We start from the raw sequence: 23,030 nt of genomic DNA on the forward strand, positions 1-23,030 counted from the left end.
AATGAGGGTAATAATAATGAAACGCAATCTTCTTGCAGTGGTAATCCCAGCTCTGCTGGTCGCTGGTACAGCTAACGCGGCTGAAGTCTATAACAAAGACGGCAACAAAATCGACGTTTACGGTAAAGTAGACGTTCGTCATATGTTCGGTAAGTCTAAAGACTACAAAGCAGACAAAGAACATGGTGATGATTCCCGTGCACGTCTGGGCGTTAAAGGCGAAACTCAGATCAATGATCAGCTGACTGGCTTTGGTCGTTATGAAACCGAATGGAAATCTAACAACACCGAAGCATCAGGCAGCACTTATAAAACTCGTCTGGCGTACGCTGGTCTGAAATTTGCCAACTATGGTTCACTGGATTACGGCCGTAACTACGGTGTAGTTTATGATACTGCTGCATGGACTGACGTTCTGCCTCTGTTTGGTGGCGATTCCATGGCTCAAACTGACAACTACATGACCGGTCGTTCTACTGGCCTGTTAACTTATCGTAACAATGACTTCTTCGGTCTGGTTGATGGCCTGAACTTTGCTCTGCAATATCAAACCAAAAACCACGAAAATACCATCAACGAGCGTAAGCGTTTAGAAGCTAACGGTGATGGCTACGGTCTGTCTACTTCTTATGATGTCGGTTACGGTATCACTCTGGGTGCTGGTTATTCAAACTCTGCGCGTGCTAAAGACCAGAAAGTCTCTGAAGCATCAGGTAAACGTGCTGAAGCATGGGATATCGGTGCAAAATATGATGCCAATAACGTTTATCTGGCAGCTTTGTACGGTGAAACCCGTAACATGACCAGATTTGGCGCAGATAAAAGCACGCTCGGCAAAAACATCGCTAACAAAACTCAGAACGTTGAATTAGTTGCCCAGTATTATTTCTCTGACTTCGGTCTGAAACCATCTCTGGCTTATGTTCAGTCTAAAGGTAAAGACCTGAATGATGATGCTGGTATTGACAATTCAAATGGTAAAAAATACTCTAGCAACCACGACCTGATGAAATACGTTTCTATCGGTACTTACTACTACTTCAACAAAAACCTGTCTACTTTCGTTGATTACAAAATCAACCTGTTGAACAAAAATGAGTTCACTAGAGACGCAGGTATCAGCACTGACAACGTATTCGGTGTAGGTCTGACTTACCAGTTCTAATTACAGTTGATGAATTGTTTAGCTCAAAGTTAAACAGAACCATCTCTGAAAAGCAGCGCTTAGGCGCTGCTTTTTTACGTTTTACTTTACTGTTTTTTATGACATTTTCTTCACTCCGTAAACTACTTCACAAGATTGTCTTCTTTTTGCTACAAATTGTTGGCAAACGAGTGCCTTGAGGTTACCCTGAGCGGTGTATAACTTATTTTTTGGGCTTAACTCTCCGAGTCTTGGAATCAAAAAAATGTTTGAAAAAATTACAGCAGCACCTGCCGACCCTATTCTTGGTTTAGCGGATAGCTTTAAAGCTGATCCTCGTGAAAATAAAATCAATCTGGGTATCGGTGTTTACAAAGACGAAACTGGTAAAACCCCTGTCCTGACCACCGTTAAAAAAGCAGAAAAGTTCCTGCTGGAAAACGAAACCACCAAAAATTATCTGGCGATTAGTGGGTTACCTGAATTTGGCCGCGTCACTCAGGAACTGCTCTTCGGCAACACCAGCGCTATCATTACTGACAAACGTGCCCGTACGGTACAAAGCCCAGGCGGAACCGGTGCACTACGCACTGCTGCTGATTTTATTGCTAAACAGACCAATGCAAAACGTGTCTGGATCAGTAATCCAACATGGCCAAACCATAAAGGCGTTTTCTCTAGCGCTGGGTTAGAAATCCGCGAGTACCAATATTACAATGCAGAAAAACACGCTCTGGATTTTGATGGCATGCTGGCTAGCCTGTCTGAAGCTCAAGCGGGTGATGTTGTTCTGCTTCACGGTTGCTGTCATAACCCAACCGGTATCGATCCAACGGCTGAACAGTGGCAGAAACTGGCAGATTTATCTGCGGCAAACGGCTGGCTGCCCGTGTTTGATTTCGCTTATCAGGGTTTTGCCAGAAGTTTGGATGAAGATGCAGAAGGCCTGCGTATTTTTACCAAAAACCATAATGAACTGATCGTTGCCAGCTCTTACTCCAAAAACTTTGGCCTGTACAATGAGCGTGTAGGTGCCTGCACCATCGTTGCAACTGACAGCGATACCGCAGAAAGAGCATTCAGTCAGGCGAAATCTATTGTTCGTACTAACTACTCTAACCCACCAGCACACGGCGCTTCTGTTGTTACTACAATTCTGTCCAATGACGAACTGAAAGCAGAATGGATCCAAGAACTGGCGACTATGCGTGAACGCATTCGTCGTATGCGCCAGCTGTTTGTGAACACCTTGCAGGAAAAGGGTGCGAAACAAGACTTTAGCTTTATTATTAGCCAAAATGGTATGTTTTCATTCAGCGGTCTGACTAAAGAACAAGTTGACCGTCTGCGTGAAGAATTCGGTATTTATGCGGTCAGCTCTGGGCGCATTAACGTAGCGGGCTTAACACTGGAGAACATGGTTCCTCTGTGTGAAGCTATTGTTGCAGTACTCTAGTTTTTCTGAGTACCAAGATCTCCCTCAATCACAAAGCCGCTGAAAAAGCGGCTTTTATCTTCCGAACAATTAAAAACGCATCAATCAATCTTGCAGGAATGGATTAGTTTTACGTTCATGACCCAATGTTGACATCGGCCCATGTCCGGGAATAAAGTGGAAATCATCACCTAATGGAATTACTTTTTCTTTAATGGATTGAATCAAATCATCATAATTACCACCCGGAAAATCCGTACGGCCAATACTGCCCTTAAACAACACATCTCCCATTGAGATTAATTTATCGGTATGATTAACAAAGATGATATGCCCTGGTGTATGCCCTGGGCAATACAAAACAGAGAATTCGATATTACCAATCTGCAATGTATCCCCTTCATCCAACCAGCGTTCTGGTGTAAAAGATGGACACGCCTCAGCACCAAACATCTGGCATTGAACTTCCAGCGCTTCTATCCAAAAAGCATCTGCTTTATGTGGCCCATGAACAGGAACATTGAAGTGTTTGGCAACGTCAACAGTAGCGCCAACATGATCATAGTGGCCATGAGTTAACAGAATTTGCGTTAATTTCAGTCCACGTCGCTCTATTTCAGAAATAAGTTTTTCAGCCTCACCACCGGGATCAACAATTGCCGCTTCCAGCGTTTCCTCACACCAGATCAACGTACAATTTTGCATCACCGTAGTTACAGGGATAATGTGGTAATTCATTATATTGTTTAACTCCACGATCAAGACAAATGCCTGATAATAAGATTACCACGTCCTGACCGGGCCTGTATCAATATGAATAAAATTACTCTTTGGGTAAAACCCAACGCCCCCCGCTCTCATCTTCAGTGCAGCTTTACGAATATGCGCGAGCTGAACACTATCGATATGAAAATCCATTGCTTGCCCACGGGTATGATAGCTATGCTTTGCTACACCACCGCCAGCCTGACGCAACATATTATTAGTCGTCAATGAACGATAACCAGACACCAATTGAACAGGTTTATTTATTCCTATCATCATCTGCAATAAATAAATCTGATCAAACAGTTTCGGATCAATAGATTTGATTTTATTTTGGCGATAATCGCGGAATAAATAATTCAAACGAGCCAATTCTGACTTGTTATAACGACGACCATCAAAAAATTCTGCTTTGAGTGTTTCCCCCGTGTGCAAATTATCAAAACGTAAAATTCGAGGACGTGGCGTTGTCAATGCGGCCAATGCATGTTGAGGCAATAAACTTAACCCTAACGCAGCTGCACCTACACCGAGCCACTTTCGGCGGCTATAGTCAATATCATTCATGGATTAATATGCCTTGCTATTCTATGATGTATTAATAATTTCTAAACTAGATGACTCATTGAGTTTAACCGACTAATAAGACAGCAACAAACAAAAAGTAGTTTCAATAATTTTTGTATATTACTGTAAATTTACCAGTCAGTAATTGTGACCAATCTAACATAATGCAAATAATATTAAACATAGATGAAATATTAACGATGTCGTGTTATTACAAAATTTTATCCATCTGAATCATGATAAATTTATCAATAGCAGAGAAAAAATCACATTAAGAAAAGGTAATCATGAGGAAAAATAGAGTCAAAAGACAGGATAAGGAGAAAATAACAGTGAGGAAAATAGCGCTATTTCCCTCACTGTACAGATATTGATTTTAAACTTTCTTCTTTCATGAATTATAGGAAATTATAAATCATTTCGAGTTGCCAGGATCTCGGATAAAAGCTCAGATTGCTCTCTGGCACTCATATCATAATCATAAATATCTGCGCGATATTGAGGCACTCCTCCTTCATCAACCCAAGCCGTTTGATAATAGAGAAATACCGGAATTTTCTTCGGAATATTCACATATGCTGTTGTCCATGTTTTTAAGGAATTACTTACCCGATCCTTATTCCAACCTGCATTCCCCAACAACATATTAGCCAATTCAGGAGCCTTATTAACACGTACACAACCTGAACTGACCGCTCTCATTTCCCGGCCAAATGAAGCCTGATTTGGCGTATCATGCAAATAAATCGCTTCTGAGTTTGGCATATTGAACTTAAAACGCCCTAGTGAATTAGTTGGACCAGGTGCCTGCCGTATACGATAAGGAAAATTATTTGGCGTAGTCACTTCCCAGTTAATTAATGAAGGATCGATAACCTTGGCATCATTGCTCCAACTGGAAAAAACGGTATAACCACGACTACGAAAATAACTAGGGTCACGCATTGCTCTAGGTGCAATATCCTTCCGTGTCATACTGGTAGGAACAGTCCACGGTGGATTAATCACCACATTATTCAACTCACTGCTCATGATAGGCGTTTTTCTGCTCGGTCTCCCGACAACGACTTTAGAATTCAATACTTCTTTACCATCCAGGTAATAAAATAATGAGTAGTTGGGAATATTGACCAAAATACCTGTAGGAATATTACCGGGAATAATACGCAACCTCTGTATATTTAATGCCATAATTCGAGCGCGGGTTTGTGGCGTAGTATTCAGCCATGCTTTCGTCGACTGCCCAATAACACCATCAGCCGATAACCCATGTAAAGCTTGAAAACGTTTTACGCCAGCCACTAATTCTTTATTGTAAACCTTGTTTTCAGGTTTGACTGTTGACGAATCCAAAGTATCGGAACGAATTAATATTTCCCTTAACGCCACAACACTTTCACTATTTTGTCCCGGTCTTAATGTTCCTTTCATTGAAAATTCAGACCACTGCTGTTTATCAGCCAATTGTTTCAGCATCTCCTTACGCATATTTTTATACATAGGGTTATCTGGTAACAATGCAGTGATGTAAGAAAGCACATGATTATCAGTAATATGCTGTTGCCATTTATCAATTAAATCAGAAGGCGGTAAATCAAGCTTATAAGAATTTTTACTGTATAACCACGGCTCCCCTTTTCTCTTAACATTATTGACAAAATGCAGATAACCCAACATGGCATCTGATAAAATAATATCACGCCCCATATCACTTAATTCAGCAGAATGAAGTTGAGTCAGCCACTTTCCAAACTGGGGTTGAACCCCGGCCAATGATAGTTCAAATAATTGCTGTTCAAACTGTTGAACCATATTTTTATCTTGCCATAGCGGTTTCATTTTATTGACTGCATATAACGTTGCCAAACGATCAATGAATATTGGTTTTACTTGTTTCGGCAACCAACTTTGTATCTGTTTTCGATTTGCTTCAATAGAATTCACTGCAGATATAGGAATAATCTGATCCGGTGAAGCAACTACGTCTTTCTTTTTTTGTTCCTCTGAAAATTGTTGGGTATCATTTACTATCAGTCCATTTTGTTGACTTGCAAAGGTTCCCTCTGATACCGCCAACGCACTACAGATAAAAGAAACTTTCAGTAACCTGACCGTGTTCTTCGCCATAAGACCTCACCTTACCTTATTATGCATGCAGCTATCCAATGACTTATTTTAATTATCGGTAGACTTGTTTTATCGAGAAAGAATAGTGGTAATTATATACATAATTATCTATTAAGATAGAAGCATATCATCATAGCCAGTCACCTCGGGTAAAAAAAAGTTTTTATTATAATAAATTAGCTTATGTTAGCACTAAAAAAGAAAAAGGCACCTTAAGTGCCTCTAACTAAAATTCATTCTGTAAAATTTTTCAGATTAATACTCGGATTTAATGACTACTTCTTCCCCAAAGCGACCAGCTTTAGGCAGGGGCTGATAAGAAGAATTTGATGCTCTCAGAATACGAATACCTCTGATATTCAGTTCATGCGCAGCAGCAATATCAGCATCTGCATCGCCATAGTAGATTTTCAGTTTATGATTTTTCATCCAACTGACTTTATCATTCTTACTTGGCTCATCACCTGCGAAAATAACGGCGTGCATTTTATCGGCCGGAATGTGCAACCCTTCCTGCAAATATTTAGTGACGGTTTCTGTTTTGGTTTCTGTACGCCCTGTAATGAAATAAATATCATCACCGCGTTTTAAGTGCATCTGAACCAATTCAATACCGATTTGTTTCGGCATACTGAATTCATCCCATTCATTATTCATTTTTTCCCAAAATGCCGGATTTTTCAGATAGCTATTATCATTTGGTGAATATTTCAATTTACCACGATAAAAACCAGGACTGGAAAACAATACAGTGTCATCGATATCAAACCCTACAGCAATGGGGGGCTGATTCTGCAAACTTTTATCAATCTGCGCTACTGAGACCCAATGCACAGCCTGACGCTGGGCCAAATCTACGGTTGTTACTCCTGAGCTAACCTGCTCAGGCATAAACATTTTTGCCTGAGCCATACCATTCAGGCCAAAAGCAAGTGCAATCGCACTTAATGCTAACGTCACTTTCCGCATTGTTATTCCTTACTCTATATTGATTACAGCAACGTGAAATAATAAATGTTCTTATCGAATCAAAATGAGATATACCGCACAATAATCTAATGTTATTTCTGTGAATGTAATTATTACTTTTTATGTGTAAAAAACAGTTCACCTATTATACAGAAGGAGATTCAATTTAAATAATTAATAAATTTTCTTAGCTCTAATTCTTTTCTTTTTAAATAATAAATATAACTAAATGTCTCAGACGAAAATAATGTATTTGGGATGATTTTAACTCCAACGCTATTTAAATAATCTACATTTAAAATAGAATTATTGATTATTGAATACCCGATACCAAAACAAACAAACTCTATAATATGACTTATATCAGGAAAAACCAACATCTGAGTATTAATTTTATGTTCTTTTCTGTATTTCAACATTTCATCAAAGCATGGATGCTTTGTTGTTCCAGAGTGGAGTATCATTTTTTCATTACGAACCACATTAGTCAATGAATTATTTTTATTAAATAACGATTTTGATATGATAAATACCTCAGTTTCACGTTCATGTACTTTATATGTAATTCGTTCTAATTTATCTTCTATTGGTGGATGAGTGGAGATAAAAAAATCCAATTCCCCTGAAAGTAATTTAATTCTATGTTCATCAAAATAATACATTTCACTCAATAGATCAACATATTCATTTTCAATAATTTTACTTAACAATTTCTTGAACGCCTGATTATAACTGTCTGTTCCTACTTTTATTTCTTTTTTTGTTAGTATGGTTGGTAAACTTGATTTAATATTTTCAACATCATCACGTATTGGTAGTAAATATTTATACAAATTTACGCCTTCTTCTGTCAAAGTCACACCTACATTAGAGCGATTAAATAACTTGAACCCTAATGTATCCTCAATGTCAGCAATACTTTTACATAGTGCAGGTGGGCTTATATGAATATTTTTAGACGCATTTTTAAAAGATCCGCATTCGGCAACACTCAAAAAATGATTTATTTTTTTTGATAAAATCATAACACCTCACACATTAAAAACAAAGGTTTAACAATTATGAAATGTAAGGTTATATAATCTATACTGAGGTGTCAAGTTGGTGATTTAAGCCTAAATTATCCTTTTCACTAGACTATCTTAATTTGTATAAAACCAATAAAAAACATCTATTGGTTTAACTTTTAATTAATCAAACTCAATAAAATTTGAATTGATTTTAACAACGATAGATATCATTTTTAAACTCAAAATCATCTTATCTTTTGATTGCAAAAAAATATTATTACAAAAGATTCATAATACCTAAAATAGAAATATTACCAAGCTGGTATTTTTTTATAAAACAAGATAAATAAGAGGTTAGTTAAAAATAATTTACAATCATAATTTATTTTTAAAATAAATATATTAATCAATCAATTTTTATAATAACTAGAAGTTTTTACTGAAGGAGTATATCGTGACAAATTCTGTTCATAGAAATGAACATCAGAAACAAAATAACTCACCAACCCATGTTGAATGCCATACAGAATGGGGAAAATTACGACATGTTATTGTTGGTCGTGCTGATAATGCTTGTATTCCTCCGCCAGAACCCGCATTTATGGCACGTATTCCAGAAAATTCGGATATGCGTGGGCGTTATGGACCAAGAAGCCAAGAATCAATTGACGCAGCCAATAAGCAACTGGATGGATTAGCATCAATATTAACCTCGCGTGGAATACGCGTTGATCGTCCAACACCCTTGGATTTCAATTCTCCTGTGCAAACCCCTGATTTCACTCAAGGAACAATGTTTGGTTGCCAGCCACCAAGAGACGTGCTGATTACTGTTGGGCGGGAAATTCTTGAAGCAACAATGAGTTTCAGATCCCGTTTTTTTGAATACTTATGTTATCGACCGCTTATTTCAACTTATTTGAAAGAAGATGGAGGAATGCGACACGAATCGGCACCACGCCCCCGACTATCAGATGCCAGTTATCGGCATGGTTATTTATCGGAAGCAATCAGCATGAAAACCCGAAAGGAATGGGTGAAGAAAAAAGAATTTGTCACAACAGAAGAAGAACCTATTTTTGAAGCAGCTGATATTTTCCGATGTGGGAAAGATCTTTTCGTACAACATGGTTTTACCACTAATATGAAAGGGGTTGATTGGCTAAAACGTCATTTCTCTGATTATCGTATTCATCCAATCAATTTTCCTAGTGATCCTTTTCCAAGTCATATTGATTGTACCTTACTGCCTTTGCGCCCTGGTTTGATCTTAAGTAATCCAGTCAGACCTTTATTACCTGAATTTAAACAGTTCTTTATCCATAATGACTGGCAAATTATTGAAGCTGCATCCCCAGCACATAGCCAATCACCGCCATTATGCTATTCGAGTGTATGGCTTTCAATGAATCTCCTGTCACTTGATGAAAAAACAGTATGTGTTGAAGAAACCGAAATTCATCAAATGGAACAATTGGATAAATTAGGATTTGAGATCATCCCCATTCCTTTTCGGAACGCATATCCTTTTGGTGGAGGATTACACTGTGCGACAACCGATATTTGGCGAGAAGGAAATCTTGAAGATTATTTCCCTGCAGAAAGTTATTTATGTTAAAGAATAATATTCTTTGCATATCAGTAATGCATAAACAATCTTATTTTTGTCATGGATATAAAAACCATACCTAGAGAATCGGGAATATTCCAATGAATAACATAGAATTCAACACATCATTTTTAAAACAATCGCCAACCTCCTTTCATAACAGAGACTTTCAGTATTTTTTGAAAAGAGTACCCGAAGATTTTTTAGTTGAAGAGGTACCGAAATTCTATAAACCTTCTATGAAAAAACAGATCTGGCATTTCCAATTATGCAAAGAAGGCATGACAACATCTGAAGCAATTACGAACATTTCCAACATATTAGAAATACCGGAAAATCATATTGGCTATGCCGGATTAAAAGATGAAGATGGAGTAACAAGCCAGAGGATTTCTATTCAATCCTTACCGAATAATGTAGATATCAATGCCATCAATTCCCGTTTAGATATGGCATCAGGCAAATGGCTCTCATTACATAAAATTGGCTATTTTGAAGAAAATATAAAGATTGGCCAGTTAGTAGGTAATAGTTTTCGTGTTGTTATCCGTAATTTACATAATCATATTGCTCATACATTGGCAAAACAATCATCACACAACCATGCTTTTATTAATTATTATGATACACAACGGTTTGGTGTACCCGGAGGGCCATCTACCACACATCTTATTGGGCAATCTTTCCATCAAGGAGAATGGGAAAAAGCGTTATTATTAGTACGTGAATCGGCTTCTCCAGAAGCACAGGCAGCCCAAAAATGGCAAGGCAAGCCAGTCAATTTTTTCCATCAATTAGATCCCAGACGGCTCTCTTTTTATTACGCTTCTTACGGATCTTATCAATGGAACCATCTTGTGGCACAAGAATTCCAACGAGATCATGAAGGGTTACGGGTGATACGCTCATCAATACCCTATATTTTGCCCAATTCTTATTCTGACATTATGGCATTTGCAGCAGCGATGCCCTGGTATCCATTTAGCCGGATTGAAATCATTGATGGAAAAAAAACAGAAAAGCAAAGCCTGCGTCCTACAGTTGTTCATACCTATGTAAAAATTGTCGAACTCACTGATGATCATGAATTTCCTGATCGTTCCAGTTTGACGGTAGAGTTTTTTCTTCCATCCGGCTGTTACGCAACGATGGCAATCTGCCAATTTGTCTATTTAGCAAATGCTCATACCACTCTTTAGCATAGGAGATTTGCACATGCGTATATTATTACTGATCCCGCCCTATATTCCTTCCTATTTTAATGCAGGTCATCACCTACCTTTATTTCAAGTCGCAACTTATATCAGGGAAAAAAATCCATCTTGGCAAGTCACGGCACTAGACGGTGGCACACTTAATCTGACTTGGCATGATTTAGCCAAAGAATTGGCAAAAGGTTATGATTTTGTTGGTTTATTTAATGATTTTGATGCAGTAGATGGGTTTGACCGTACTGTCATGTATTGTCGAGAAATTTTGCCGCAGGTAAAGATGTTTACTTTCGGGCGACTTTCAAAACAGGTTCCTGACTGGTTCAAACAATTTGGCTTTGAAGGTATTGCTTTCAGTGGTGATTATGAAAGCAGTGTCGAATCTTTTCTTTTAAATTATGGCTCTAATACTGGCAGTATTCCCGGCCTTATAGTGAAAACACCAGAGGGTTATTTACAAGGTAATGCCGGCCATATGTTAAGCCCGGAAGAGTGGATATTACCCGATACACTGGAAATCCCCTACGCCGCTTATGATCGAATGTATAAAAACGATTTGAATAAATTCTGTGGTATTCCTGATCGACGTGAACTCGTTATTCCTGTCGCCCGTGGGTGCCCGGTTGGTTGTGAATTTTGTGATGTACCATCAATGCAGGGAAAAAGTGAACGGCGGCTCTCAGTTGATCGCGTGATTAAATATATAACCGACCAACAACAGATTCAGCCATTTGATTACATCTCTTTTTATGCTCCCACTTTTACATTGAATCGCCGATGGGTAAAAGAGTTATGTCATAAGTTCATCGAGTTGAAATTACCTGTTAAATGGAAATGCGTTACCACACTTTATCACCTGAATGAGGAATTGATTGCACTGATGGCGCAAGCTGGCTGTATAAGAATCAGCCTTGGTGTAGAAACCATTTCGGTTTCGCAAAATTTACAATTGCCACGAATAAAGCTGAATACAGAAGCCAAGATTCAAGAATTATTGGCAATCGCCAAACATAATGGAATAGAAATCAACGCATTCATTATTCTTGGATTACCTGGCGATACGATGGAGGCTTCAATCAAAACAATTGAATGGTTGATCGCAGAAGGCGCTAGAGTCCGACCAACCGTCTACACCCCTTATAATGAACTGCACGAAGGCTCTTCACTTGCAGAAGTCGGTAAATACAACCGCCAAATCTTCCATGAAACACCCCAATCACCCATGGAACGCCTAAAAGGCTATTCATTGCTATTTGCCAATGACAAAGATCGCCCGACTGAAGTGATGAAAAAAATAGCGTTACAGGTAACAGATGAGAAAGATCAAACATCAGGAGGATCCCTATGAATATCCGGCGATATTCCCCCGATTTTAAGCAAAAAAAAGAGCCGTTTGAATGGTTCTGTTCCGATCGTTTTTTATCCCCAAAAGTTTTCGCACGGTTACAGTCAGAATTCCCACAAAACGGTTATCGTAAATCTCATCGTGAAGAAGGTGATGAAAAATACTATAGCACTTGGGATCTATTGGCCATTGATAATGGTGTCCCTGTCTTGGATACATGGAATAACCTGACAACGGCCTGGAAATCTATGTTGATAACCATTCTGAGTGAAGGTTATCGCAATTATTCTTCAACATTGACGGGGCGTGATCTCACAGAAACCCATCTGCATGTGCGTTTTACCATTTATCATGAAAATTGCTGGCTGGCTCCCCATTGTGATCGCACAGATAAAGTCATCACCCAGACCCTCTATTTTCCAACCGGTGCCATAGAGGGAGGAGAATTACTTATTCTCGGCTCTTCCGATCCTGATGATATAAAGGAAACGGTAGCTCCTGCTCCTAATCGTTCAGTGATCCTCCTGCCTTCCCCATATTCTTGGCACAGTGTTCGTAAAGTGGTATCCGGTTCACAACATGCACGCCGCGCGCTCCTTCTTCATTACGTTAGTTCTGATAATAAATAAGGATAGCAAAAACCATGTTTAATTTATTACTGCCTGAGACATTGACGGATACCCCTTATCACTGGGGAATAGTATCACCATTTATTCACAACGATATTGCAAATAGCTTGATGGAAACTTTTCCTGATAATGGCTTTATTGTTGCTGAGAAAATAGCGGGAGAACCCAATGATAAAAAAATGTACAGTCTAGAAACATTACAGCTTGAAAAAGATACCCCACTTTCTCCGATATGGCATGAATTCATTCAATATCTGCGAAGCGATCAATATAGAGATCGGATGGGAGCACTCATTGGAAAAGACCTCGGCTCGACGATGTTGAATTTAACATTATGGCGCTACCGTTCTTCCCAATGGTTAGGTCCACACACGGATAAACCGGAGAAAATAGTCACTCAAATCTTTAACTTCAACCGGAATTGGTCATCTGACTGGGGTGGATGTCTGCGTATTTTACGTTCTGACGATTCACAAGATGTTGATCGCGAAATTCCACCAGAACTGAACACATCAGCTATTCTGCACCGCTCAGACCATTCATGGCATATGGTGACACCCGTCTCTGATACGGCGCCTGTCGGGACTTATCGTCGCGTGCTAACTGCTGTTTTTATTTCTAACTAACATTGACATAAGAACTGGAGAAATAAAATGCACAAGATTGAAGTCACTGGTGGCAGTCCATTATCAGGCCAAGTGCAGGTATCAGGATTTAAGCATGCATTTCCCCCGTTGTTCAGCCTGGCATTGTCATCAAATCAACCATCTTTGATCAAAAATGTGCCTGATATTGCAGATATCAGGATATTGGGAAAAATCGGTCAATTGCTTGGCGCCGATATAGTGTATGAGCCAGAAAAGCGCGCCATGTATATTGATCCCCGCAGCTTGAACAATAGCAATATCCCTGGCGATTTAAGCGCTTTGATTCATGGAGCCTGGTATCTTGCTCCTGGATTACTCGCCCGTACCGGCCATATTGTATTAGGTGAAACCGGTGGTTGCAAAATTGGAGGAGGGCAAGAAGGAGAACGGCCAATTGAACAATTATGCTCTGTTTTGCAAAGATTCGGGGCTACAGTAAAAGCAGAAGGAAATATTATTCAAGCAACTGCACAGCGTTTCTCCTCTGCCCGAATCGATATGGCTGATTTTGCCGTCCCTGAAGAAGGAACGGACAAACTGACCGGCCCACTTTATTCTGGCGCAACCAAAGCAGCATTGCTGTGTGCAGCAAGAGCTGAAGGTATCAGTGAAATTATCAATCCCTATCCTAAACCGGACGTTGTGGCATTAGTGGAAGCAATAAAATGTCAGCAAGTTGCCATACAGTGGGAAAAAAACCGAATCATTATTGAAGGGAAACCTGAAGCGGGTGGTTTTGAAACTACTATCGGGCCTGATTTGATCGAAGTAATGACTTATCTAACGCTTTCGACTTACTGCCACGCGCCAATTTCCATTACCAACGTATCGCGGAAGCACATTGAAACAGGGCTTTCCGCTGAAATTGCCTGTTTGGAGAAACTGGGTTATCTGCTTCAATGGCAGGGTAATAATCTCTCCATCGCTCATGTATCCCCAGCTTCCCGATTGGATATTCAAGTCACTTCCCACGGAATATTTAGTGATAATCAACCCTTTATGGCTCTTTTGTTGATGGCGTCTGAGCAGGGCGGTAGCCTAACCGAGCAGGTTTGGGTTAAGCGTTTTCAATACATCGAAGAATTGGAAAAAATGGGGGCAAAAATCATACGCAGTGGAAGAACTGTAGAAATTATGCCCGGTGTCCCCGGCAAAAGTGGCATAACAGTGAATGCTACCGATTTGCGTGGTGCCGCCGCTTTGGTTATCGCAGCTTTACAGATATCGGGCAAAACGCAAATAGGCGGTGTTGATCATCTTGAAAGAGGCTATCCCGACTTGTTGGGGCAACTGCGGTTATTGGGAGCCAAGGTTTAACGTTCTAATTATGGAGTGTATAAATGGCAGATATAACATCAATCAATTATCCATTGCCTCTGGCCCCTGAGCGCCCTTCTCGCACAAGAGAATTTCTGGAGCATGGCACAAACTTGCGCAGTGGTGAATTACATCATACAGCGTTGACGAAGATGATACAGGATATTGATATTCCTCCACAGCGACACCAGTTTTATCCTTACCCACAAATTGAGCATAACCGTGCTGCAAAAATGCTGGGGATTGATTCTTCCTGTATTTATTTCACTCCAGGATCAGATATTGCCATTGGCCTGATATTGCGTCTGATTGCACGTACAACAGGCAGATTAATTATTCCAATACCTAACTATTTTGGTTGGATTGATCATGCCAATCTTAATCAGATCAACATATTACCGATTTATTTCAATGATCAGTGTACTGAGAATTTCTGTCTCAAAACATTATTGGACACCATTCAAACTACACCGCCATCCATTGTTGCCATTTCAAATCCCAATAGCCCGACGGGCATAGAATTTGATGATGAAACAATATTAGCGATTTCTAACTCTTGTATACGACAGGGTCATTTGCTGGTCATTGATGAGTGTTTCATAGCATTTGGCAACATTGATCATTTAGCCGTTTTAGGCCAGCCTGAACATATCATCTATGTTCGTTCATTCTCAAAAGGCTACGGCCTAGCAGGTGCCCGTATCGCCGCCGTGATAGCTTCTCCAACTATTATTGATATTTTGTCTCAAGAAAGAACGGAAGCCGCTATCTCAGGAAGCGCTTGGGCAGTACTCCAAGGTATTTTGGTAAAGGAATACCAAATCAAACAAATCTGCCAATCCATTATTCAGGCAAGGGAATATGTCATTGGAACCATAATGAAACTACGCCCGAATTGGCAGATCCTTCCTTCCGGTGCCAATTTCATTAATGTCAAAATCTGTGGTGACAGTCCTGCTCAACTGGTGAAAACAGCAGCCTTGGGTGGATTTTACATCCGTAATATGAGTTCACAAGAAAGAATGGATGGATACATCAGGATTGGTATTGGTGAATTGGCATTGATGGTGAAATTCCTCAAACAACTTTTCCCTTCGGAATATAAATATAGTGAATAACAATGAGAACACATTTCAACCATGTCAATAAACTGTGCATTTGCCCGATACATCATGCTGATATCCTGAATGGGCGAATATTGCGTACCAACCATACCGATAACAATAGTCGTGGAACACTTATCCGTTGTGGTATACAACGAGGGAAAGAAAAGGCCAGTTTAAATACATTATCTGGGATATTACCCATAAATAGTTGGGTAGATTTGCGTACACCTGAAGAATATGAACCGCAATTCAATAGTCATGATCTTCCTGAAATAATAAAATATCTGGCTCTCCCCATTCGATTTAAACCACCAGAAAACCATCTTTCTCATATCGTCAAACAATCTGATTATGTCGATCTTTATTTCACCATGAGTACGGCAGCATGGTCCATTGCACAAACAGTGACAGAATTACTCCATGCTGGCAATGTTGTACTCCATTGCAGTCTGGGAAAAGATCGTACAGGGCTTGTAGCGGCTGCGGTTCTCTATCAACTCAAATTTTCTACCGCAGACATCGCACATGATTTTGCTTTATCTGCCAGATTCCTCCGTCGTCAATATCAATTGATTCAAGATAAAGCACAAAGAAACGGTGTTCCCAACCATCTTCAAGCCCGTCGTTATGAATTATTGGGGCATACGATTATTCCTCTACTTGATAAATGGAGAAAAATAACTGAACTAAACAGGAATGATCATGATTAATGATATGCATCGTATTTTAATTATTGGCTCTCCGGGAGCAGGAAAATCATCTTTTGCCAAAAGATTGAATGATATTTGCTCCATTCCTCTATTTCATCTTGATAAAGAATATTGGTGTGAAGGATGGGTTGCTCCTTCAGCAGAAGAGTGGCAACAGAAATTGTTACTCTTAACGAATAAACCAAGATGGATTATTGATGGCAATTATGGTTCCAGTTTGTCACAACGCTTAAAGAAAGCAGATACAGTCATTCATCTCTATATGCCAACCTATGTTTGTTTATTTCAGGCAGTAAAACGTGTTTTTAAGTGGTATGGAAAGCAAAGACCAGATATGGCCTCTGGCTGCCACGAAAAAGTGAATTTAAATTTTTTTCGTCAAATCCTGAACTATCGCAAACACCAATTTAAAAAAGACAAATTATTGTTGGCCGATTTTAATGGCGTCTATATTCGTCTCACCTCATGGGCGCAAGTAGAAGAATTTTTAAATAACATGGCTAAATATTACAAACTCAATCATTAAATAAATATCTTCATCTACGTTTGGAATATTACCACTCATTAATTGGATTAGAGGAAAACAATCATGGCGCTGAATATTCAGGGACGCCTGTTTTTAGTGGCAATGGCCATCGGTAGTATGGGCGGTGGGATCTGGCGACCCATAGCAATTTTTTACTTAGTGTTGGTTCAGGAGTTAAACATTGTAGAAGTTGGCCTGGCAATGACAATCGGTGCCATAATAGCCCTGCTCATTGCTGGTTTCCCAGCAGGCTTACTGGCTGATAAATTGGGGCCATCCCACTCAACCCTGATAGGAAGCCTACTGCGATTTATTGCCTTTCCTTGGATGATGGTTGTTTCAACACCGTGGCAGATAGCCGTTATTGTTATGTTTGTTTCAATTGGTGAACGTATTTTCTGGTGTGCCAATCCAGCCGCAATAAGGACACTATTTCCTGCTAAAAATACCCAACTCAATGTATTTGCCATTATAAACAGTTGCCGAAATATCGGGCTTGGCTGCGGTGCATTGCTATCCATGTTCTTTATTGGCAAGGACGGAATGTCTAATAATATTGCTGACTTCATAATTTGGGGTAATTCACTCGGTTATTTTATTTCAGGAATGATTATTTTCATGATCACTCAAAAAGCAGCCAAGAAAATTAACGAAGACACTCAAGAAGCGGTTCAGGAAGACAAGATGAAAATTTCATCTTTTTCGATCATTAACGATAAAAAATACCTGGTTTTCGTCTTTTTGGTTGGCATATTGCTACTAGCAGGAAAAAGCATTGAGATTGTATTACCTTACTATTTCCTTATTGAACGCGCCCTTCCCTCTTGGTTTGCTGTTTTTGTTTTTACAGGGCTGTGTTTCGGTATTCCCTGCTTTCAGAAGGTTGCATTAAGATTAAGCAATAAATTTGGTTGTCTGAAATCACTGGCCTGGTCAGGTTTTTTACAAACTGTGGCGTATGGCATCATTTTCTTTCTTAATGGCGATCTTTTATTACAATTTATCTTAATTTTTATCGTGACCATTCTGCTTAGTCTTTCTGAAGCCATTCTCGGCGCGCAGATAGGTGTAGCAATATTAATGTTTTCCCGCTCTGGTTATGAAGGGCGTTATTCTTCCATTCTCCAATTTGCATTTGGCGGTGCAACCGTCGTTGCACCCTGGTTATTCACTCAACTTCTCAGTTTTTCCACCACCTTATTATGGGGAAGTATCATATTATATGTTACATTGGCTGGCATCGGATTTCTTATTCTCAATAAATATCAAAGCGACAGAGCCATCATTCTCTGAATTGCGTGATTATGATCAAAAAATCATTTGATTGGGTATATATACCATTAGTTTATATCACGGTTGACAAAACTAATGTAATCGAGATCAGAAACTTTGCTAGCCAGTTCAGCAACAATATTGCCAAGCAATTTTTCCTGATTCAGTGAACAGTGAATAAGTGCATCGATTCCTTCAGAAGGAACACCAAGCACAATCATATTATCATTGGCTTCAATTTCTATTACTCTTTGCTGTTTTTCATCTTTATCTAATATGATAATATCTTGGCCTGAATAATTTCGTACCATACCACGTAATGTCATTTCTACTCGAACGGAGTCGATATTCATAATAAAAGGGCTATTTTCCTGAACCGCCCGGTTAAATAGATAACAAGGAAACATAGGGGCTGCACGACGTAACCCCAATCCAGAAGCATGGCGCGGATTAATTTCTGTCGCAAAAAAATCGCTGCCTGTCCATATCCCATCAAGGCTGAAAATACCGCGATAGCCGACTTCTTCTGCAAGTTTCTGCCCTGCTAGACGCGTACAGTGACGCATGACATCCTCTGCTTTTCCTGATTGCCAGCGATTAGATGATCCACAAAACAGCAGATGGTTGGTCGTTTTTTCAAAGACGGTCAGTATTTCTATCGGATCAAAAACAGCAACACCATTTGGCAGTACCATCGCAAGAATACTGCACGGAATTCCTTGTATAAATTCAGCTACCCGAAGTTTTCTGGTTTTATCGCGGAATTTATCCAAAACATGGGCAATCTCATGATGATCCTTGATCCAAGCCAAACCATTTGCCCCTGCGCTAAATGACTCCGAGCCATCAATGGCCAATATTACGCCTTTTCCTTTATTGAGAAGGTGAAATGCCGCCACTGCATCATTAATATTAGGATCGATGATCTGATAAGCAGGTGTATTAATTCCCCACCGACGAAGGCTGTCATCAATATAGATTTTATCTTCAAATTGCGCCCATTCGGGTTTCTGCCAACCATAAACAGGTCGGTCTGCAAATTGAGAAAGCGGTAATCTGACACCCCCTAAAAAAGTGATATTTCTTTCTGGATCTATTTTGTCTAACCAATGTTTTATACTCATACATTGGTTTTCCAATATCTCTTTCAGGGGGCGTTGATTAATATTCACAATATGCCAGCACAATACCCCTTTGGGGCGCCAAGACTCATCTGATACAGATATTATTGCCTTTATTTTGGCGCCACATGTTTGTAATTCAAACATCAGGGCTTTCAGTGTATCCAGATTATCTGAGTAATCGATAAGAAAACCAACCTCACGGTTCTGCCAATATTCCTTTAGAGCCTTGGTAATTTCAGTGAACCAATTATCTGATATCAGTTGCTTAGTCATTTCATTCCCATCCATAAAGTGTGAAAAATTGCACTTATTAGTCGAATCCAGCCCCTTTATCTTTTGCTTTACCGACTTAATTCCAGATCACATTTGTTTTCCACCACACATCAACCTCGGTAATCACTTTAGCCGGATCACAATCAACTGGCTGCAAAGCAAACGCCTTGGCGATGTGATCAGATATGGAGTGAGGTGATTGATAACGCTGGCCGGAACACGCCATAAGCTGATAGCCATTGATGCCGTCAACAGGGCAGCTTTCAGGAGCATAGCCAAAAATCGCCTCTTTGGGAGGAAACCAAGCAAATCCCGCCATAGCGTGAGGATAAACATCTCGATAGGTTTCCTGTGAGCACAATCCCGCTTGGCCCAGCAAAGTTTCTTTATACAAATTCAAGCCAAATGCCATTTCATAGACAGGCACATGCCCTGCTCCTCCTGGGCGACATGCAATTTCACACAAAACAAGACGCTGTGTCTTTTCACAAAAGAAGGCTTCAGCATGAAATGCCGTAGTATCAGGTGTAGGCGGAAGAGCCATGATAACTCGTGACACCAGAGTGGATAACTGCGCTGTCAGAGGATCATCCGCTAATAACATCCAACTCAGCAGCGTGGAATTCCCACTGACGGCCGAAAAATTGGCAGTCGTACGCGAAGGCCAGCAGTGAAGCATCATGCCATTTCTCATTAACCCGTCAATGGTGAAAAATTCTCCTTCAATCCATTCTTCAACAAGGTAACCTTGTTTCAATTGCTCGAAATCGATGTGCTGTAACTGCCCGATATGGTGAATGATCTGAACACCAACCGATCCACCCCCCTCTACAGGTTTAATCACGATAGGAAAACCGTATTTATGGGCAAACTCCTCAACCCACTGCCGATCAACGACTTGCTGCATTCTAGCAACCGGTATCCCATGTTTTTGGAGCCGAGATTTCATGATCCATTTGTTACGGTAAGAGAGTGCCGAGACTTCATCCTGCCCAATTAAACCCATTTTTCGGCGCACCTGCGCTGCGCGTAATACGTCAATTTCTGTTGCGGAAACAATGCGGTCAATATGTTTTTCTTCGACTACCTTCATAATCAATTCATTTACAGCAGGTGAATCGTAATTATCAACAGAATAAATTTCCTTGAAATATTGATGCCCCCTATCAGATGAATTTGCCGATGTCGGCATCAATACTTTCGGTGTTACAAGAAAAACCTCGGCATTTGTCTGGGCAAACCATAATGCGATTTTTTCTACAATAGGGCGACGATTGAGAACAAGTACTCTCATAATATTTCCCTGCCGTAATTTGATGATATAAAAAATATTCTTCCTATGGCTGCTTGGGTAAACAAGCCAAACGAATACGGAGAAAAGCGATATTAAAACCAGATACAGCGATAACCCGAATACTGTGCAAATCACATCCCTGATTTTCATCCAATTTAATATCAAATATTACGACATCGTCATGCCGTAATTCCGTTGTTTTTATTTCAGAAGCAAAACATTGCCCCGTGGATTTATCATATCCACGCAGTTCGAGATGTATTCGATGAGAGACCGGATTGTCAGAATGAGGAACATAGAGCCGTATTTTAGCCGCCACCTTCTCTCCTTGCCGGGCGCTCAAGATTTCCGTCAGATTCTCCAGGTAAATGCCTCCGTGACGATGAGCGGAAAGCGGGCCACACACCCGACATAGATAAGTTTCACTGCTTCCCGTCGTTGCCTCTGAATTACCGAATAAAGAAATTTCTATCGGTGTCCCACACCGCTGGCATGGTTCGGCTGTTCTCACCACATTGAGCAGTTGATCATAATGAAGCAAATCAAAAGCATCAAAACTTTCACGGCCTTCATGCAATAAAGAAACTAGTATTTTTTCCCACTGGCTAATTAAGATTTGGATAAGTGCATTATTTCGCAAGAGTTGTTTATAATCATCTGGATTATAAACAACTTCTTGTTTTTTCAGGGTAAATAGTGCCATCCGTTCAATATTTGTCAGCTTCTCGCGCAGGCTGGATAACTTGTCAACCACAGTGCGGCCTAACCACGCATCAATGGATCGCAGCAAACGATGCCCATGAATGCCTTCTTCCAATACAGCCTTAATCCATCCAATAGCTCCGCAGGTTGTTTCTGTTTCCACACGGTCACATTTATCTGCCGGTTGATGCTGGCTTACATCTTGTAACGCCAACTGTAAAGCCGGATCACCAAGAAGCACAAAGGTAAAAGGCTGTCCTAATGCAGCACAAGCGTCATTAAGTGCAGCCGCGATTTGCCCAAGCGGTACTTTTTCTTGTGCCATCTGTCTAAATAGCGTCAAAAGATAATCAGGAGCGATCAATGGGCGGATAGGTGCCAAAACAGCGGCTGACCATCCTTCTGTCAATGCCAGTGTCATTGATACTGGGGAGGGATAAAGTTCCTCTGCAATATTGAAGCCATTACAACAAATATAGTTAATGACATAAGCCCGAATATCCAGACCATAAAATACGTGTGTTTTTCCATGAGCACGTTTACACCGCCGCGCCATTCTTGAGCATCCACACGAAGGCATCAGAGGAAATTCTGTTTCTTCCAACAGCCCACAAACGGTCAGTGAAGGCAATTTTGCATGACTCCCTTCACCATGGCTTCTGATTGTTTTCAGCATTGATGGCTGGGAAAGCAAAAGAATGAGTTGCTCAAGATCGTTTTCATCATTTGTATATTTGTGTTTTGGGGCATCGATCAAGCATTCACGCTGTTCTGAAAGTGAAGGTTGAAGCAATGATTTAGCCACTAAATAGCTAAGGCTGGATAGATCTCTTCCACACAGAAAACCTATGTTTTTTCCAGCCTGAGCGACCGTTTCCAATATGCTGGCAACCAAACCTACTTTCAGTTCATACGCCATTGCTATGATAAGAATATCTTTTTCGCTAATCTCCTGTATCAGCAATTTTATGTTATGAATGTCGTTAACTGGGATAACACGATAGCCCATGACTTTTGTATATAATAAGGCCATAGAGTCCGTATTTTCGCCAATGTTCAATATTGCGACATCCTTGTTGTGGCTTATGCGAAATTCCTCTGCATACATTTCAGCCATCACCTGATGCCAGCGCGCTTCTTGCGAGGGTTTTTCTGGCCTTATAATTGGGATTCCTGAGCCAGAAGCTACCGCATCATCATATTCAGAAAGTGTATTCAGCCAATTTATCATGTGACTATTCCAAACTG

At 40.1% G+C, this 23,030-nt stretch carries 20 protein-coding genes; 12 read left to right on the top strand and 8 right to left on the bottom strand.

Annotated features, from left to right (window positions below):
* The first annotated feature begins 16 nt into the window (after positions 1–16).
* Both PSI22_RS08430 and PSI22_RS08435 read left to right on the top strand, forming a co-directional pair.
* Entirely contained in the window at positions 17–1,165 is a 1,149-nt protein-coding gene (locus tag PSI22_RS08430; protein WP_273579366.1) for a porin, read from the top strand.
* A gap of 244 nt (positions 1,166–1,409) precedes the next feature.
* Complete coding sequence (locus tag PSI22_RS08435) at positions 1,410–2,600, top strand: amino acid aminotransferase (RefSeq protein WP_273579367.1); 1,191 nt, start codon at positions 1,410–1,412, stop codon at positions 2,598–2,600.
* An 84-nt stretch (positions 2,601–2,684) separates the two neighbouring features.
* Here the strand turns inward: PSI22_RS08435 and PSI22_RS08440 are convergent, their stop codons facing one another.
* From PSI22_RS08440 to PSI22_RS08460, 5 genes are all read right to left on the bottom strand, one after another.
* Positions 2,685–3,317, bottom strand: coding sequence for an MBL fold metallo-hydrolase (locus PSI22_RS08440; RefSeq protein ID WP_254851838.1), 633 nt, complete (start codon positions 3,315–3,317; stop codon positions 2,685–2,687).
* Between the two features lie 45 nt (positions 3,318–3,362).
* Positions 3,363–3,911, bottom strand: coding sequence for a peptidoglycan L,D-endopeptidase MepK (gene mepK / locus PSI22_RS08445; RefSeq protein ID WP_273579368.1), 549 nt, complete (start codon positions 3,909–3,911; stop codon positions 3,363–3,365).
* A gap of 408 nt (positions 3,912–4,319) precedes the next feature.
* Entirely contained in the window at positions 4,320–6,038 is a 1,719-nt protein-coding gene (gene ldtD, locus PSI22_RS08450; protein ID WP_273579369.1) for a L,D-transpeptidase, read from the bottom strand.
* A 255-nt stretch (positions 6,039–6,293) separates the two neighbouring features.
* The gene (aphA, locus tag PSI22_RS08455) at positions 6,294–7,007 is read right to left on the bottom strand and encodes an acid phosphatase AphA (RefSeq protein ID WP_273579370.1); all 714 of its coding nucleotides are present in this window, start codon (positions 7,005–7,007) and stop codon (positions 6,294–6,296) included.
* 161 nt (positions 7,008–7,168) lie between these two features.
* The gene (locus PSI22_RS08460) at positions 7,169–8,032 is read right to left on the bottom strand and encodes a LysR family transcriptional regulator (RefSeq protein WP_273579371.1); all 864 of its coding nucleotides are present in this window, start codon (positions 8,030–8,032) and stop codon (positions 7,169–7,171) included.
* A gap of 439 nt (positions 8,033–8,471) precedes the next feature.
* Here PSI22_RS08460 and PSI22_RS08465 point away from each other — a divergent pair, with 439 nt between their 5' ends.
* From PSI22_RS08465 to PSI22_RS08510, 10 genes are all read left to right on the top strand, one after another.
* Positions 8,472–9,635 carry a serine/threonine protein kinase gene (locus tag PSI22_RS08465; protein ID WP_273579372.1) on the top strand — a complete coding sequence of 388 codons (1,164 nt, stop codon included), beginning with the start codon at positions 8,472–8,474 and terminating at the stop codon, positions 9,633–9,635.
* A 92-nt stretch (positions 9,636–9,727) separates the two neighbouring features.
* The gene (truD, locus tag PSI22_RS08470; protein WP_273579373.1) at positions 9,728–10,825 is read left to right on the top strand and encodes a tRNA pseudouridine(13) synthase TruD; all 1,098 of its coding nucleotides are present in this window, start codon (positions 9,728–9,730) and stop codon (positions 10,823–10,825) included.
* A gap of 16 nt (positions 10,826–10,841) precedes the next feature.
* Positions 10,842–12,185 carry a B12-binding domain-containing radical SAM protein gene (locus tag PSI22_RS08475; RefSeq protein ID WP_273579374.1) on the top strand — a complete coding sequence of 448 codons (1,344 nt, stop codon included), beginning with the start codon at positions 10,842–10,844 and terminating at the stop codon, positions 12,183–12,185.
* On the top strand, positions 12,182–12,811 hold the full coding sequence (locus PSI22_RS08480; protein WP_038218467.1) for a 2OG-Fe(II) oxygenase: 630 nt from the start codon (positions 12,182–12,184) through the stop codon (positions 12,809–12,811). Before PSI22_RS08475 ends, PSI22_RS08480 begins: the two co-directional genes overlap by 4 nt.
* A gap of 14 nt (positions 12,812–12,825) precedes the next feature.
* Positions 12,826–13,437: a 2OG-Fe(II) oxygenase family protein gene (locus tag PSI22_RS08485; RefSeq protein ID WP_052726082.1), complete on the top strand. Its 612-nt coding sequence runs from the start codon at positions 12,826–12,828 to the stop codon at positions 13,435–13,437.
* 27 nt (positions 13,438–13,464) lie between these two features.
* Complete coding sequence (locus PSI22_RS08490; protein WP_038218469.1) at positions 13,465–14,775, top strand: UDP-N-acetylglucosamine 1-carboxyvinyltransferase; 1,311 nt, start codon at positions 13,465–13,467, stop codon at positions 14,773–14,775.
* A gap of 23 nt (positions 14,776–14,798) precedes the next feature.
* The gene (locus PSI22_RS08495) at positions 14,799–15,893 is read left to right on the top strand and encodes an aminotransferase class I/II-fold pyridoxal phosphate-dependent enzyme (RefSeq protein ID WP_273579375.1); all 1,095 of its coding nucleotides are present in this window, start codon (positions 14,799–14,801) and stop codon (positions 15,891–15,893) included.
* A 2-nt stretch (positions 15,894–15,895) separates the two neighbouring features.
* On the top strand, positions 15,896–16,591 hold the full coding sequence (locus PSI22_RS08500) for a tyrosine-protein phosphatase (protein WP_038218472.1): 696 nt from the start codon (positions 15,896–15,898) through the stop codon (positions 16,589–16,591).
* Complete coding sequence (locus tag PSI22_RS08505; protein WP_273579376.1) at positions 16,584–17,117, top strand: P-loop NTPase family protein; 534 nt, start codon at positions 16,584–16,586, stop codon at positions 17,115–17,117. The genes PSI22_RS08500 and PSI22_RS08505 overlap by 8 nt, the downstream gene beginning before the upstream one ends.
* Positions 17,118–17,180: 63 nt before the next feature.
* On the top strand, positions 17,181–18,410 hold the full coding sequence (locus PSI22_RS08510; RefSeq protein WP_273579377.1) for an MFS transporter: 1,230 nt from the start codon (positions 17,181–17,183) through the stop codon (positions 18,408–18,410).
* Positions 18,411–18,457: 47 nt separating this feature from the next.
* Here the strand turns inward: PSI22_RS08510 and PSI22_RS08515 are convergent, their stop codons facing one another.
* From PSI22_RS08515 to PSI22_RS08525, 3 genes are all read right to left on the bottom strand, one after another.
* A complete protein-coding gene (locus tag PSI22_RS08515) occupies positions 18,458–19,786 on the bottom strand; it encodes a hypothetical protein (protein WP_155272407.1) in 1,329 nt (442 codons plus the stop codon).
* Between the two features lie 76 nt (positions 19,787–19,862).
* A complete protein-coding gene (locus PSI22_RS08520) occupies positions 19,863–21,080 on the bottom strand; it encodes an ATP-grasp domain-containing protein (RefSeq protein WP_046337188.1) in 1,218 nt (405 codons plus the stop codon).
* A gap of 43 nt (positions 21,081–21,123) precedes the next feature.
* Positions 21,124–23,013, bottom strand: a complete 1,890-nt coding sequence (locus PSI22_RS08525; protein WP_273579378.1) for a hypothetical protein — start codon at positions 23,011–23,013, stop codon at positions 21,124–21,126.
* Positions 23,014–23,030: the final 17 nt, after the last annotated feature.

The organism is Xenorhabdus aichiensis (assembly GCF_028598775.1).
Taxonomy (GTDB): Bacteria; Pseudomonadota; Gammaproteobacteria; order Enterobacterales; family Enterobacteriaceae; genus Xenorhabdus; species Xenorhabdus bovienii.

Excerpts from the sequence above, each read along its gene's own strand:
- PSI22_RS08435 (WP_273579367.1), top strand. The coding sequence starts at position 1,410 with ATGTTTGAAAAAATTACAGCAGCACCTGCCGACCCTATTCTTGGTTTA.
- ldtD (WP_273579369.1), bottom strand. The coding sequence starts at position 6,038 with ATGGCGAAGAACACGGTCAGGTTACTGAAAGTTTCTTTTATCTGTAGT.
- PSI22_RS08525 (WP_273579378.1), bottom strand. The coding sequence starts at position 23,013 with ATGATAAATTGGCTGAATACACTTTCTGAATATGATGATGCGGTAGCT.
- truD (WP_273579373.1), top strand. The coding sequence starts at position 9,728 with ATGAATAACATAGAATTCAACACATCATTTTTAAAACAATCGCCAACC.
- PSI22_RS08480 (WP_038218467.1), top strand. The coding sequence starts at position 12,182 with ATGAATATCCGGCGATATTCCCCCGATTTTAAGCAAAAAAAAGAGCCG.
- PSI22_RS08520 (WP_046337188.1), bottom strand. The coding sequence starts at position 21,080 with ATGAGAGTACTTGTTCTCAATCGTCGCCCTATTGTAGAAAAAATCGCA.
- mepK (WP_273579368.1), bottom strand. The coding sequence starts at position 3,911 with ATGAATGATATTGACTATAGCCGCCGAAAGTGGCTCGGTGTAGGTGCA.
- PSI22_RS08430 (WP_273579366.1), top strand. The coding sequence starts at position 17 with ATGAAACGCAATCTTCTTGCAGTGGTAATCCCAGCTCTGCTGGTCGCT.
- PSI22_RS08485 (WP_052726082.1), top strand. The coding sequence starts at position 12,826 with ATGTTTAATTTATTACTGCCTGAGACATTGACGGATACCCCTTATCAC.
- PSI22_RS08510 (WP_273579377.1), top strand. The coding sequence starts at position 17,181 with ATGGCGCTGAATATTCAGGGACGCCTGTTTTTAGTGGCAATGGCCATC.
- PSI22_RS08440 (WP_254851838.1), bottom strand. The coding sequence starts at position 3,317 with ATGAATTACCACATTATCCCTGTAACTACGGTGATGCAAAATTGTACG.
- PSI22_RS08505 (WP_273579376.1), top strand. The coding sequence starts at position 16,584 with ATGATTAATGATATGCATCGTATTTTAATTATTGGCTCTCCGGGAGCA.
- PSI22_RS08460 (WP_273579371.1), bottom strand. The coding sequence starts at position 8,032 with ATGATTTTATCAAAAAAAATAAATCATTTTTTGAGTGTTGCCGAATGC.
- PSI22_RS08475 (WP_273579374.1), top strand. The coding sequence starts at position 10,842 with ATGCGTATATTATTACTGATCCCGCCCTATATTCCTTCCTATTTTAAT.
- PSI22_RS08500 (WP_038218472.1), top strand. The coding sequence starts at position 15,896 with ATGAGAACACATTTCAACCATGTCAATAAACTGTGCATTTGCCCGATA.
- PSI22_RS08490 (WP_038218469.1), top strand. The coding sequence starts at position 13,465 with ATGCACAAGATTGAAGTCACTGGTGGCAGTCCATTATCAGGCCAAGTG.
- PSI22_RS08515 (WP_155272407.1), bottom strand. The coding sequence starts at position 19,786 with ATGACTAAGCAACTGATATCAGATAATTGGTTCACTGAAATTACCAAG.
- aphA (WP_273579370.1), bottom strand. The coding sequence starts at position 7,007 with ATGCGGAAAGTGACGTTAGCATTAAGTGCGATTGCACTTGCTTTTGGC.
- PSI22_RS08495 (WP_273579375.1), top strand. The coding sequence starts at position 14,799 with ATGGCAGATATAACATCAATCAATTATCCATTGCCTCTGGCCCCTGAG.